We start from the raw sequence: 14,051 nt of genomic DNA on the forward strand, positions 1-14,051 counted from the left end.
TCCTGAATCAGTGGGTGATGAACTTGGCGCTGACGTAAGGGGCGTAGTCCGGCAGCACGGCGTCGACCTTGCCTTGTTCCTTGAGGAACGCCGCGGTGTCGGTGACGGCCTGGGTGGTCGGTGCGCCCAGCAGGGTCACTTGGTCAGCGGCCAGCGGGTAGACGTTGCCTTGCAGCAGCAGAGGGATATCGCTGGCCTTGGCGCCGGAGAGCTTCACCAGTTTGTCGACGTTGCCTTTGTCGGCGAGCCAGGCTTGTGGGTCTTTGCGGTAGGCGGCGTAGGCATCCAGGGTGACTTTGGCGAAGGCCGTGACGATTTCCGGGTGCTTCTCGGCAAAATCCTTACGCACGATCCACGCATCGAAGGTCGGCGCGCCGAACTTGGCCAGTTCGCCGGAGGTGATCAGCACCTTGCCGTTTTCCTTGGCCACGCCCAGGGCTGGGTCCCATACGTAGGTGGCGTCGATGTCACCGCGCTTCCAGGCGGCGATGATCGCTGGTGGCGCGAGGTTGAGGATGGTCACTTTCGAGGGGTCGATGTTCCAGTGCTTCAACGCGGCCAGCAGGCTGTAGTGGCCGGTGGAAACGAAGGGCACCGCGATCTTCTTGCCGATCAGGTCCTGGGGGCTGTTGACCCCCGAACCATTACGCGCCACCAGGGCTTCGGCGCCGCCGATCTGGGTGGCCACGAGGAAAGTTTCCACGGGCACTTTGCGGGTAATGGCGGCGGTCAGCGGGCTCGAACCGAGGTAGCCGATCTGTACGTCGCCGGAAGCGATGGCGGCGATGATGTCGGCGCCATTGTCGAATTTGCGCCAATCGATTTTGGCGTTAGTGGCTTTTTCGTACGCGCCGTCGGCCTGGGCGACTTTGGCCGGGTCCACGGTGGTCTGGTAAGCGATGGTCACATCCGCCGCCTGGGCAAACAGGCTGGCACCGGCCAGTGACAATGCGGCCAAGAGGCGCAGAGGGGTAAGCAGTTTCAAGGGGAAGCTCCTCAATCAGGCGGCCGAGGGTCGGCGTGTGAGGAGACTAAATGATCTAAGAATCCGAAAATAAATAACATTTTCGAATTAGCTTATGTGGAGAAAAACTGCAGCGGGTGTTCAGTCAAGTGAAGGCAAATGTGGGAGGGGGCTTGCCCCCGATTGCAGTGTGTCAGCTACAGATAAGCTGACTGATCCACCACCATCGGGGGCAAGCCCCCTCCCACATTTTGAACCAGGTTCTGCTCTAGATTAGTTGCTGATGGCGAGGATGCTTGCCTGGTACGACCCGACAAACACATCAAAGTCGCCCACTTCGTTCTGCTCCAACTCCGCTTGCTGCGCCAGCGATTTACGCGCCAGTTCTTCAAAGCGTGCCTGCTCTTCTGCGGGCAACGGCTCCTGGCGGAAATGTTCGGCATGCAGCTGGCTCTGGTGCAGGGAGAACTGCGCAAAACTTTCTTTGCGCTCGGCCATCGCCGCCAATACCTGCGCCGATGGGGTCAGGGACGGGTCCTGGACCTTCGCCAACTGGGCATCCAGCGCCTGGCTGTGCTCGCTGATGCCGTGGCTCTGATCGAGCAGGGCGGCCAACGGTGCAATCTGCTCCAGCAGTTCGCTGGCCCATTCCTTCATGTCCACCGGCGCGCCATCGCGCTGCAATTGCAGGCCTGGGCGGCGACCTTCCTTGACCACGCTGAGGAAGTTGGCGGTGGCATTGCCGCAGGCGTTATTGGCGAACAGCGGGCTGTCGTTCAATGCGCAGAACAGCAGGAACGCGTCGAGGAAGCGCGATTCCGGCAGGTCGATGCCCATCGGCAGGAATGGGTTGATGTCCAGGCAGCGCACTTCGATGTACTGGATGCCACGGGCCACCAGCGCTTGGATCGGCCGCTCGCCGGTATAGGTCACGCGCTTGGGGCGGATGTTGGAGTAGTACTCGTTTTCGATCTGCAGGATGTTGGTGTTGAGCTGCACCCACTCACCGTCCTTGTGCGTGCCGATTTCAACATACGGCGCGTAGGGCGTTGCCACCGCTTCGCGCAGGCTGTCGGTGTAGCTCGCCAAGTCGTTGTAGCACGGCGTCAGGCCGGCCTGGGCGTTGCTCTGGTAACCCAGGTCGCTCATGCGCAGGCTGGTGGCGTAGGGCAGGTACAGGGTGTCGGCGTCGAGCACTTCCAACTGGTGCGAGCGACCGCGCAGGAAACCCGCATCCAGGGCCGGCGAGGCACCGAACAGGTACATCAGCAGCCAGCTGTAGCGGCGGAAGTTGCGGATCAGCGCGATATAGGCCGTGGACTGGTAGTCGCGGTCGGTGCCGACGAACCCTTCGGTTTCCTTGAGCAGTGGCCACAGCTGTTCCGGCAGGGAAAAGTTGTAGTGGATACCGGCGATGCACTGCATGGTCTTGCCATAACGCAGGGCCAGGCCCTTGCGGTACACGTACTTGAGCTGACCGATATTGGAGGTGCCGTAGTAGGCAATCGGAATATCTTCTTCGGCCGGCAACGGGCACGGCATCGAAGGGCTCCACAGGTATTCGCTGCCGAGCTTGGTGTAGGCAAAGCGGTGGATCTTGTCCAGGCTGCTCAGGGTATCGGCCGGGTTGGGCAGGGCCGGGGTGATGAACTCCAGCAGCGATTCCGAGTAGTCGGTGGTGATCAATTCATTGGTCAGCGCGGCGCCCAGGGCTTCCGGGTGCGGCGTCTGCGCCAGGCGACCCTCACCGGTGACGCGTAGGCATTCACGCTCGATGCCATGCAGGCACTGCTCTAGCAGGGAGAGGTGTTCGCGCTTGCCGAGCAGGGCCAGGCGGCGGTTGAGAAGTTCGCTCAAGTTGGATTCCTTCACGCGTCAGTCGCCCCAATATGGGGGTGGGCAGGACGGTCTACAAGGGTGAAGTTAAAACTGGCGTGATCGCCTGGTTTTGAGTCGATTTGACCCGCTATGAAAAAGCCTACTTCACTCCATGAATTGGGCTATAGCGCAGCAAGAAAATTCCGACGCCGTTATCGCAGCGCCGAAATTAACTCAAATCGAGGGTGGGGAGCTATAGGACAGCGAAGGTGCCCTGTGCTTTTGCGACAAGTCTTTCGTCCTGATACACATCGGCTTCGACCACCAAGGTGCGCCGACCGGCGTGAATCACCCGGCTGGTGCACAGCACGTCACCGTCTTCCACGGCGCGGATGTAGTTGATCTTGCACTCGATGGTCGCGCTCTGCTGGTCAAAGCCATGGGAACTGGAACAGGCCAGCCCCATCGTAATGTCCACCAGGCTGAAAATCGCCCCACCATGCAGCTTGCCTGCGCGGTTGCGCAGGTGCGGCTCCAGGGTCAGGGCCACTTCGGCAACGCCTTCTTCCAGGCGTTGCAGGCGGCAGCCGATCAGCTCGCTGAATGCGCTCTGGGTCAGGCCGGCAGGAGTTTGCATCAGCGCTTCTTCAACTGCTTGGCATTGGCGAACAGCGAGGCCATTGCGTTGTTGCTTGGCGCTGCGGTCGCGGTCTCCTTGCGCGGCTGACTGTTTTCGGAGCGGTTCTGCGACTGGCGCGGCGCCGAGCCAGGGCGTGCGCCACGGGCACCGTCGATTTTCTCGCCGGGGGTGTCGCTCATGCGCATCGACAGGCCGACGCGTTTGCGCGGGATGTCGACTTCCATGACCTTGACCTTGACCACGTCACCGGCTTTCACCGCTTCGCGCGGATCTTTGATGAACTTCTCCGAAAGTGCAGAGATGTGCACCAAACCGTCCTGATGCACGCCGATATCCACAAACGCGCCAAAGTTGGTCACGTTGGTGACCACGCCTTCGAGGATCATGCCCAACTGCAGGTCCTTGAGGTCTTCGACGCCGTCCTGGAACTCGGCGGTCTTGAACTCAGGGCGTGGGTCGCGGCCGGGTTTTTCCAGCTCTTGCAGGATGTCGGTGATGGTCGGTACGCCGAAGGTTTCGTCGGTGTACTTCTTGGGGTCCAGGCGCTTGAGGAACGCGGCGTCGCCGATCAGCGAGCGGATATCGCGGTCGGTTTCGGCGGCAATACGCTGCACCAGCGGATAGGCTTCCGGGTGGACGGCCGACGAATCCAGTGGGTTGTCGCCGTTCATTACGCGTAGGAAACCGGCGGCTTGCTCGAAGGTTTTTTCACCCAGGCGTGCGACTTTTTTCAGCGCGGCGCGGGTCTTGAACGCACCGTTCTCGTCACGGTGAGTCACGATATTTTGCGCCAGGGTGGTGTTAAGGCCGGAGATACGCGCCAACAGCGCAACCGAGGCTGTGTTTACATCCACGCCAACCTTGTTCACGCAGTCTTCCACCACCGCATCCAGGCCACGCGCCAGTTTCAGCTGCGACACGTCGTGCTGGTACTGGCCGACGCCGATGGATTTAGGGTCGATCTTCACCAACTCGGCCAGCGGATCCTGCAGGCGACGGGCGATGGACACCGCGCCACGGATCGACACGTCGAGGTCCGGGAATTCCTTGGAGGCCAGTTCCGACGCGGAGTACACCGAAGCGCCTGCCTCGGAGACCATGACCTTGGTCATCTTCATGGATGGGTATTTTTTGATCAGTTCGGCGGCCAGCTTGTCGGTTTCACGGCTGGCGGTGCCGTTGCCGATGGCGATCAGGTCCACGGCGTGTTTGGCGCACAGGGCGGCCAGGATCGCCAGGGTCTGGTCCCACTTGTTGTGTGGCACGTGCGGGTACACGGTGGCGTGGTCCAGCAGCTTGCCGGTGGAGTCGACCACCGCCACCTTGCAGCCAGTGCGCAGGCCCGGGTCGAGGCCCAGAGTGGCGCGTGGGCCGGCCGGCGCTGCCAGCAGCAGGTCGTGCAGGTTGTGGGCAAAGACGTTGATCGCCTCGGTCTCGGCGCCGTCGCGGAGCTCGCCCAGCAGGTCGGTTTCCAGGTGGGTGTAGAGCTTGACCTTCCAGGTCCAGCGCACCACTTCACCGAGCCACTTATCCGCAGGACGATTCTGATTCTGGATGCCGAATTGTTGACCGATCATGCCTTCGCAGGGGTGCATGGTACCCGGCAGCTCGTCGCCGACTTTGAGGGCGGAGCTGAGAATGCCTTCGTTGCGGCCGCGGAAAATCGCCAGCGCACGGTGGGACGGCATGCTCTTGAGCGGTTCGTCGTGTTCGAAATAGTCGCGGAACTTGGCGCCCTCTTCCTCTTTGCCGGCGATGACGCGGGCGCTGAGAATGGCTTCCTGCTTGAGGTACGTGCGCAGCTTTTCCAGGAGGCTGGCGTTCTCGGCGAAGCGCTCCATGAGGATGTACTTGGCACCTTCGAGGGCGGCCTTGACGTCGGCGACGCCTTTTTCGGCATTGATGAAGCGTGCGGCTTCAGTGTCGGGGGTCAGCGACGGGTCGTTGAACAGGCCGTCGGCCAAGTCGCCCAGCCCGGCTTCGAGGGCGATCTGGCCCTTTGTACGACGTTTCTGTTTGTATGGCAGGTAAAGGTCTTCGAGGCGGGTCTTGGTGTCGGCGAGCTTGATGTCGCGCTCAAGTTGTGGGGTCAACTTGCCCTGCTCCTCGATACTGGCGAGGATGCTGATACGCCGTTCGTCGAGTTCTCGCAGGTAGCGCAGGCGCTCTTCCAGGTGGCGCAATTGAATGTCGTCGAGGCTGCCGGTCACTTCTTTACGGTAACGGGCGATGAAAGGCACCGTGGAGCCCTCATCCAGTAGAGCGACGGCCGCTTCGACCTGTTGTGGGCGTACACCGAGTTCCTCGGCGATGCGGCTGTTGATGCTGTCCATAAAACCACCTGAAATTCTGAAAAGCAGCTCGCAGGCCCGGAAAACAAGGCCTTGCGCAGCTGGTTGAGCGGCCCGACTGGCGCCGCTACCTGGGTCAAGAGGCAGCCTATTGACCCTCGAAATCGAAAAAATCACGACAAGCGGGTAAAAAAAAGCCCGGCAGTAAACGGTAAAGATCCGACGTTGCCCTGCACGAAGGCGCCGCATTATAACCAGCGTTCTGCCCTTGGGGGGTACTGCGCCGCGGTTGTAGGGCGTGGGTTCGCTGGCACTAGAGGAAAAATCTGCTAACAATGCACTCGGTGCGTATAACGGCAGCTACGCCATAATGCGCGCCGAGAAAAGAGGAGCATCCAATGAGCAGCACTGCACAAACTGCTGAAGGCGAGAAAATTCTGATCGTTGATGACGATCCGGGGCTGAGCAGCCTGCTGGAGCGGTTTTTCAACTCCAAGGGTTACCGTGCCCGCGCGGTGCCGAACACCGAGCAGATGGACCGCCTGCTGGGGCGCGAGGTATTCAATCTGGTCGTACTCGACCTGATGCTGCCCGGCGAAGACGGCCTCACCGCCTGCAAGCGCCTGCGCGGCGCGAACAACCAGATTCCAATCATCATGCTGACCGCCAAAGGCGATGAGCTGAGCCGCATCAAGGGCCTCGAACTGGGCGCGGATGACTACCTGGCCAAGCCCTTCAACCCTGACGAGTTGATGGCGCGGGTCAAAGCGGTATTGCGTCGCCAGGCACCGCCAGTACCGGGCGCGCCGGGCAGTGAAGACGAAAGCGTCACCTTTGGCGACTACGAACTGTCGCTGGCGACTCGCGAGCTCAAGCGTGGCGACGAAGTGCATATGCTCACCACCGGCGAATTCGCCGTGCTCAAGGCCTTGGTGATGAACGCACGCCAACCGCTGACCCGCGACAAACTGATGAACCTGGCCCGTGGCCGGGAATGGGACGCCCTTGAGCGCTCCATCGATGTGCAGATCTCCCGTCTGCGCCGGATGATCGAGCCGGACCCGTCCAAGCCACGATATATCCAGACGGTATGGGGCGTAGGTTATGTGTTTGTGCCGGATGGCACTGCAACCAAGTGACCGATGACTTGCAGGGGCGGGCATTCCGGCGTTTGACTCGATGAGGGTCGACGGGATGTCCGGCGTCTGTAATTCTGCGAGCGCCGCTCGTTCCTGCAAGGTGTCCAGCTGTCATCTATGAAAACCCCGCTGTGGTTCCCACAAAGTTTCTTCTCCCGCACCCTTTGGCTGGTGCTGATCGTCGTTCTGTTTTCCAAAGCACTCACGCTGGTTTATCTGCTGATGAACGAAGACGTGCTAGTGGATCGACAGTACAGCCACGGTGTCGCCCTGACGCTGCGCGCCTATTGGGCCGCTGATCCCGAGAACCGCGAGAAGATCGCCAAGGCCGCCACCCTGGTGCGCGTGGCCGGCGCTGGCGTGCCCGAGGGCGAACAGCATTGGCCCTACAGCGAAATTTACCAGCGCCAGATGCAGGCCGAACTGGGTGACGACACCGAGGTACGGCTGCGTATGCATGTGTCCCCCGCATTGTGGGTGCGTGCGCCGAGCCTGGGTGAGGACTGGCTGAAAGTGCCGCTTTACCCCCATCCGTTGCGGGGACAGAAGATCTGGAACGTGTTGGGATGGTTCCTGGCTATCGGATTGCTTTCAACGGCATCTGCGTGGATTTTCGTACGTCAACTCAACCAACCGCTAAAGCGTCTGGTGTTTGCCGCCCGCCAATTGGGCCAGGGACGCAGCGTGCGCCTGCCGGTGAGCGATACGCCGAGTGAAATGACCGAGGTGTATGGCGCGTTCAACCAGATGGCGGAGGATGTCGAACAGGCCGGGCGCGAACGCGAACTGATGCTGGCCGGGGTGTCCCACGACCTTCGAACACCATTGACGCGTTTGCGATTGTCCCTGGAGTTGATGGACAACCACACCGACCTGACCGATGACATGGTCCGTGACATCGAGGACATGGATGCGATTCTCGACCAGTTCCTGGCGTTTATCCGGGATGGCCGCGACGAGGTGGTCGAGGAAGTCGACTTGACCGATTTGGTGCGTGAGGTGGTCGCGCCCTATAACCAGAACGGCGAACAGGTACGCATACGCCTTGAGCCGATCCAGCCGTTTGCGTTGCGGCGTGTGTCGATGAAGCGCCTGCTGAACAATTTGATCGGCAATGCTTTGCATCACGCGGGTTCGGATGTGGAAGTGGCGGCATACGTGTCGGGTGACAGCGCCGCGCCCTATGTGGTGCTGAGTGTGATGGACCGTGGCATGGGGATCGATCCGGCGGAGTTGGAGGGCATCTTCAATCCGTTTACCCGTGGGGACCGTGCACGCGGTGGCAAGGGCACGGGCCTAGGTTTGGCGATTGTTCGACGGATTGCCTCGATGCATGGCGGCAATGTCGAGTTGCGTAATCGCGAAGGCGGCGGCCTGGAAGCACGGGTGCGTTTGCCGCTGGGGTTGATGCTGCCAAGAGACGCGGTCTAGCCAACAATGCAGATCAAAATGTGGGAGGGAGCAAGCCCCTCCCACATTTGGTTTCATGTTGTGTCGGTGGGCCGCAGGTTAGCCCTTGCCCTTGGTCCTGGTCATGTTCGGCCCACCATTCTTCTCCAGATGCTGAATGATGATCCCTGCCACATCCTTGCTCGTGGTGGTCTCGATCCCTTCCAGGCCTGGTGAGGAGTTCACTTCCATCACCAGCGGCCCGTGGTTGGAGCGCAAGATATCCACCCCCGCCACGGCCAATCCCATCACCTTGGCCGCCCTCAGCGCGGTCATACGCTCTTCTGGGGTGATCTTGATCAGGCTGGCACTGCCGCCACGGTGCAGGTTGGAGCGGAACTCTCCAGGCTTGGCCTGGCGCTTCATCGCTGCAATCACCTTGTCGCCCACCACGAAGCAGCGGATATCTGCACCGCCAGCCTCCTTGATGTATTCCTGCACCATGATGTTCTGCTTGAGGCCCATGAAGGCCTCGATCACCGACTCCGCTGCCGTTGCGGTTTCACACAGCACCACGCCGATGCCTTGGGTGCCTTCCAGCACCTTGATCACCAGCGGCGCGCCGTTGACCATCTCGATCAGGTCCGGGATATCGTCCGGGGAGTGGGCAAAGCCGGTAACCGGCAGGCCGATGCCGCGCCGCGACAGCAATTGCAGCGAGCGCAGCTTGTCCCGCGAGCGCGCAATGGCGACGGACTCGTTCAAGGGGAACACCCCCATCATCTCGAACTGGCGCAACACCGCGCAGCCATAAAACGTCACCGAAGCACCGATACGGGGGATCACCGCATCAAAACCCTCCAGCGGCTTGCCTCGGTAGTGGATCTGCGGCTTGTGGCTGGCAATGTTCATATAGGCCCGCAACGTGTCGATCACCACCATTTCGTGGCCACGTTCGGTGCCGGCCTCGACCAGGCGGCGGGTGGAATACAGACGCGGGTTTCGCGACAGCACAGCAATCTTCATGCAGCACCTGGGACAGAAATAGTAGAGACCGGGAACACCGGCTTGTCTTGAACGTACTTGACGCCGGGACTGACCACCAGGTGGCCGTCAATCAACGCCTTGGAACCGAGCAGCAGGCGGTAACGCATGGCTTTGCGGCAGGCCAGGGTGAACTCCACCCGCCATACCCGATCACCCAACGCCAGGGTGGTGCTGATCACATAGCGCACCTGCGCATGGCCGTTGGAGCTCTTGATGGTTTTCATCGTCACCAGGGGCGCTTCGCAGCGGCGGTGACGCAGTTGTACAACGCTGCCCAGGTGTGCGGTAAAGCGCACCCATTGCTCGCCGTCGCGCTCAAAGGGCTCGATATCGGTGGCGTGCAGGCTGGAGGTGCTGGCACCGGTGTCGATCTTTGCGCGCAGGCCTGCCACTCCCAAGTCGGGAAGTGCCACCCATTCACGCAGACCCACAACGGTCAAATGGTCAAATGTCTTCAATATGGGTAACCGGTAATTCAGAAATATTTCTTGGTCGTCGAGGACAGTAGCGTCCAAGTGCGCATGGATTGTGACAACCCCCAAACGATCATTGAGCGCCAGGCGCCGAATTCGCGGTATTCACGCAGAATATTCGGTAAATGGCGACAGATATCTCTGAGGATTCGGTAATCAGTTGACGCAACAAATCGCACGGCGTGTGGCGTATCTTAGGTGAGCGTTGGGGTTTATGCGTCGAAGGGTTTCAACGTTACAGTTGCGACATTTTTCAGAGCGAGGAATTCAAGTGGCTCAAAAGCAGGAAGAGGAAGAAAAGGTCCGTCTGGACAAGTGGCTGTGGGCGGCGCGTTTCTATAAAACCCGGGCCCTGGCCAAGGCCGCCATAGAGAGCGGCAAGGTGCACCATCGCGGTGAGCGCTGCAAGCCAGGCAAGGAGCCGCGCGTCGGCGACGAATTTCAGATCCGCACGGGCTTTGATGAAAAAACCATCGTTGTCCAGGCACTTTCCATTGTGCGCCGTGGTGCGCCTGAAGCGCAGGCGTTGTACGCGGAAACCGAAGCCAGCGTCGCCAAGCGCGAAAACGCGGCGGCCATGCGCAAGGCGGGTGCTTCAGGCTTGACCACCGATGGCAAGCCAAGCAAGAAGCAGCGCCGCGACCTGTTCAAGTTTCGCGGCAGTGGTAACGATGACTGAGCGCGCACATCTGCGGTACAAATAAGATCAAATGGCGCAACTGTTACGAGGCCGTGCGCATCAGGCTCAATCGTCCGACCACGGGAAATTTGCCGAGTAACCCAAAGAGCGGCGCTGTAACCCGCATCAGGAACCCCGATACCCGAGCGACAAACGGCGTGTAATACCCCCAGCCCAACGCAAGCAGCGCCAGCAACACGCCGCCTATGTAGTCGTCCTGCCCCCAATGCGCGCCTGCCACCAAGCGCGGCATCATGAACAATACTGCCAGCGCCCAAATCACCAGTACCTGGCTGATGCGCTGGGCAAACACCGTCATGAACATCCCCCAGATCAACAACACCGAGGCATGATCGCCGGGAAAGCTTTGGCTCGAACGGTCCTTCAGCTCCCAGGTTTTCTCCAGGCCCGGAAAATAGTCACTCATCTGAATCGCGCCGCCGATCACCATCGACGGGCTGCTGTGTTGCCAGCCCATCAACGCCGCCAGTTTTGAAAACAGCATGCGGATGAACAACAACAGCACCAAAATGCCGACAAAACCTAACAGCGCCTGACGTACCTGCACGGCCTTGAACACCCAGTCGCCGCGAATCAACAGCGTCAGCAGGACCACCCCGACTACCGCATCAAACGGCCGCAAACTGGCCACAGCCCACACGTGCAGCCACGTTGCGTTGGTTGCCAGCGGATCATTGAGCAGATGAAACAGCCACTCGTCGAAAATTACACAGAGCATCTGCCCCGTGGGCCACAGCCAAAAACACAGCAGCCCGATAGCGAGTAGATTGCACTGAGCCCATCGCCGGAGGTTCCACTTGGCTTGGAACAAACCCGGATTGTTCATAAACTGTCCCTCTTCGCTCTAAATACGCTCTCTGTTTCCAGGAGAAAGCCGCACCAAAACGGTGCTAAAGCGTTTAATTTTATAAACGTTGTAATCAATTTGTCATCAATTCAGATACCCAGACCTATGACTGATCTACCGGATACCGACTTCACCCAACGCTTCATTTTCGACGAGAGCGACGCCCGCGGCGAAATGGTTTCGTTGGAGCTCAGCTATGCCGAAGTCCTCGCCAAGCACGCCTATCCGGAGCCGGTGGCGCAACTGCTCGGCGAGCTGATGGCTGCCGCAGCGCTGCTGGTAGGTACCATGAAGTTCGACGGTTTGCTGATCCTGCAGGCCCGTTCGGAAGGCCCGATCCCGATGCTGATGATCGAGTGCTCCAGCGAGCGTGAAATCCGTGGCCTGGCCCGTTACGACGCGGACCTGATCGCTGCGGATGCAACCTTGGCAGACCTGATGCCCAACGGTGTACTGGCGCTGACCGTCGACCCGACGGTGGGCCAGCGCTACCAGGGCATCGTCGACCTCGACGGCAAAACCCTGTCGGAGTGCTTCACCAACTATTTCGTGATGTCCCAGCAAGTCGGCACCAAGTTCTGGCTCAATGCCGACGGCAAGCGCGCCCGTGGCATGCTGTTGCAGCAACTGCCGGCCGATCGCATCAAGGATGACGATGATCGCGCTGAAAGCTGGCGCCACACCATCGCCCTGGCCGACACGCTGAAAGCCGAAGAGCTGCTGGGCCTGGACAACGAAACCATCCTGCACCGCCTCTACCACGAAGACCCTGTGCGCCTGTTCGATGCGCAAACCTTGCGCTTCCATTGCAGTTGCTCCCGCGAGCGCTCGGGCAACGCGCTGGTCAGCCTGGGCCTGGAAGATGCGCAGAATCTGGTGGTGGAACACGGCGGCAATATCGAAATCGACTGCCAATTCTGCAACCAGCGCTACCTGTTCGATGCGGCTGATGTCGCGCAATTGTTCGCTGGCGCAGGCATCGACACGCCTTCCGACACCCGCCACTAAAACGTTTAAGCACAGGTAAATCACCTGACAAATGCCGGATTAGAGGTGTTCTGACGGGAGGGCCCTACTCTTTTTGGGCTTTTCTGGCATAATCCGGCCCACTTTTTTCGCGGTAGTAGTGCGCAACTTTCTACTACAAAACGTTTGGAGCACTCGGCCATAGGCCGACGGGGAACCTCATGACGCAAGCCAATAACGCCGTATACACCGATCTGAGTGTTGACGATCTGGTCAAAGAAGCCCTGCAGCGCGGTGAAGGCGTGCTTGCCGATACTGGCGCACTGGTCGTAGAAACCGGTCACCGCACCGGTCGTTCGCCGGTCGACCGTTTTATCGTTGAAGAGCCTTCCACCCAGGACGCTATCGCCTGGGGCCCGATCAACCGCAAGTTCCCGGCCGACAAGTTCGATGCCCTGTGGGCGCGCGTCGAGGCCTTCAACAACGCGCAAGAGCACTTCGTTTCCCACGTTCACGTAGGGGCTGCCGAAGACCACTACCTGGCCGTGAAAATGACCACCCAGACTGCCTGGCAGAACCTGTTCGGTCGTTGCCTGTTCATCAACCCGGCCCAGTACAACCCAGCCGGCCGTGACGAATGGCAAGTGCTCAACGTGGCCAACTTCGAGTGCGTGCCAGAGCGTGACGGCACCAACTCCGACGGTTGCGTGATCCTCAACTTCGCCCAGAAAAAAGTGCTGATCGCCGGCATGCGCTACGCCGGTGAAATGAAAAAAGCCATGTTCTCGGTGCAGAACTTCCTGCTGCCGGCCTCCGACGTACTGCCGATGCACTGCGCCGCCAACATTGGCGAAGCGGGCGACGTGACCTTGTTCTTCGGCCTGTCCGGCACCGGTAAAACCACCCTGTCGGCCGACGAAAGCCGTTACCTGATCGGTGACGACGAGCACGGTTGGGGCGAGGGCGTGGTGTTCAACATCGAAGGCGGTTGCTATGCCAAGTGCATCGACCTGTCCGAGAAGAACGAGCCGGTCATCTGGAAAGCCATCAAGCACGGCGCGGTGCTGGAAAACGTCGTGATCGACGAGGCCAAGCACGCTGATTACGCCGATGTGAGCCTGACCCAGAACAGCCGCGCCGCCTACCCGCTGGAGCACGTTGCCAAGCGTTCCGAGCAGAACCTGGGCGGCGAGCCCAACGCAGTGATCTTCCTGACCTGCGACCTGACTGGCGTACTGCCGCCTGTGTCGATCCTCAGCGAAGAACAAGCGGCCTACCACTTCCTGTCCGGCTACACCGCACTGGTGGGCTCGACCGAAATGGGTTCGGGCAGCGGCATCAAGTCGACCTTCTCCACCTGCTTCGGCGCGCCATTCTTCCCACGCCCGGCCGGCGAATACGCAGAGCTGCTGATCAAGCGCATCCGCGGCTTCGCCTCCAAGGTCTACCTGGTCAACACCGGCTGGACCGGCGGCGGCTACGGCGTTGGCAAGCGCTTCAACATCCCGACTACTCGCGGCGTGATCGCAGCGATCCAGAGCGGCGCGTTGATCGGTGCGCAAACCGAACACCTCGACACCATCAACCTCGACGTGCCATTGGCCGTACCGGGCGTTGAAACCGGCCTGTTGAACCCACGTAACACCTGGGCTGACAAGGCTGCCTACGATGAAGCGGCGAAAGCGCTGGCTGGTCTGTTCGTTGAGAACTTCAAGAAGTTTGAAGTGAGCGATGCGATCAAGGCGGCGGGTCCTAAGTTGTAAGACTCGTTTGTTGT

12 protein-coding genes are annotated in these 14,051 nt (G+C 60.3%); 5 read left to right on the plus strand and 7 right to left on the minus strand.

Annotation, left to right across the window (positions count from 1 at the left end):
- Nucleotides 1–7 precede the first annotated feature (7 nt).
- The 4 genes from tauA to PspS35_RS01205 all read right to left on the minus strand — a co-directional run bounded on the left by tauA (nt 8) and on the right by PspS35_RS01205 (nt 5,755).
- The gene (tauA, locus tag PspS35_RS01190) at nt 8–985 is read right to left on the minus strand and encodes a taurine ABC transporter substrate-binding protein (RefSeq protein WP_159932426.1); all 978 of its coding nucleotides are present in this window, start codon (nt 983–985) and stop codon (nt 8–10) included.
- Between the two features lie 252 nt (nt 986–1,237).
- Entirely contained in the window at nt 1,238–2,821 is a 1,584-nt protein-coding gene (gene gshA, locus PspS35_RS01195; protein WP_159932427.1) for a glutamate--cysteine ligase, read from the minus strand.
- 214 nt (nt 2,822–3,035) lie between these two features.
- On the minus strand, nt 3,036–3,419 hold the full coding sequence (locus PspS35_RS01200; RefSeq protein WP_159932428.1) for a PaaI family thioesterase: 384 nt from the start codon (nt 3,417–3,419) through the stop codon (nt 3,036–3,038).
- Entirely contained in the window at nt 3,419–5,755 is a 2,337-nt protein-coding gene (locus PspS35_RS01205) for a Tex family protein (protein ID WP_159932429.1), read from the minus strand. Before PspS35_RS01205 ends, PspS35_RS01200 begins: the two co-directional genes overlap by 1 nt.
- A 356-nt stretch (nt 5,756–6,111) precedes the next feature.
- Between PspS35_RS01205 and ompR the strand changes: the two genes are divergently transcribed.
- Complete coding sequence (ompR, locus tag PspS35_RS01210; RefSeq protein ID WP_015373500.1) at nt 6,112–6,852, plus strand: two-component system response regulator OmpR; 741 nt, start codon at nt 6,112–6,114, stop codon at nt 6,850–6,852.
- 117 nt (nt 6,853–6,969) lie between these two features.
- Nucleotides 6,970–8,283 (plus strand): ATP-binding protein, encoded by a 1,314-nt coding sequence (locus PspS35_RS01215; protein ID WP_159932430.1) that lies wholly within the window; start codon nt 6,970–6,972, stop codon nt 8,281–8,283.
- 78 nt (nt 8,284–8,361) lie between these two features.
- Here PspS35_RS01215 and rimK read toward each other — a convergent pair whose 3' ends face one another.
- A complete protein-coding gene (gene rimK, locus PspS35_RS01220; protein WP_065937176.1) occupies nt 8,362–9,267 on the minus strand; it encodes a 30S ribosomal protein S6--L-glutamate ligase in 906 nt (301 codons plus the stop codon).
- Nucleotides 9,264–9,713: an ATP-dependent zinc protease gene (locus tag PspS35_RS01225; protein WP_174244850.1), complete on the minus strand. Its 450-nt coding sequence runs from the start codon at nt 9,711–9,713 to the stop codon at nt 9,264–9,266. Before PspS35_RS01225 ends, rimK begins: the two co-directional genes overlap by 4 nt.
- A gap of 319 nt (nt 9,714–10,032) precedes the next feature.
- On the opposite strand from PspS35_RS01225, the gene PspS35_RS01230 reads away from it, so the two are divergent.
- Nucleotides 10,033–10,440: a S4 domain-containing protein gene (locus PspS35_RS01230; RefSeq protein ID WP_159932432.1), complete on the plus strand. Its 408-nt coding sequence runs from the start codon at nt 10,033–10,035 to the stop codon at nt 10,438–10,440.
- A 43-nt stretch (nt 10,441–10,483) separates the two neighbouring features.
- Here the strand turns inward: PspS35_RS01230 and PspS35_RS01235 are convergent, their stop codons facing one another.
- Nucleotides 10,484–11,287, minus strand: coding sequence for a phosphatase PAP2 family protein (locus PspS35_RS01235; protein ID WP_159932433.1), 804 nt, complete (start codon nt 11,285–11,287; stop codon nt 10,484–10,486).
- A gap of 126 nt (nt 11,288–11,413) precedes the next feature.
- Here PspS35_RS01235 and hslO point away from each other — a divergent pair, with 126 nt between their 5' ends.
- Both hslO and PspS35_RS01245 read left to right on the plus strand, forming a co-directional pair.
- Nucleotides 11,414–12,316: an Hsp33 family molecular chaperone HslO gene (hslO, locus tag PspS35_RS01240; RefSeq protein ID WP_159932434.1), complete on the plus strand. Its 903-nt coding sequence runs from the start codon at nt 11,414–11,416 to the stop codon at nt 12,314–12,316.
- 179 nt (nt 12,317–12,495) lie between these two features.
- A complete protein-coding gene (locus PspS35_RS01245; protein ID WP_159932435.1) occupies nt 12,496–14,037 on the plus strand; it encodes a phosphoenolpyruvate carboxykinase in 1,542 nt (513 codons plus the stop codon).
- Nucleotides 14,038–14,051: the final 14 nt, after the last annotated feature.

Source organism: Pseudomonas sp. S35, assembly GCF_009866765.1.
Taxonomy (GTDB): Bacteria; Pseudomonadota; Gammaproteobacteria; order Pseudomonadales; family Pseudomonadaceae; genus Aquipseudomonas.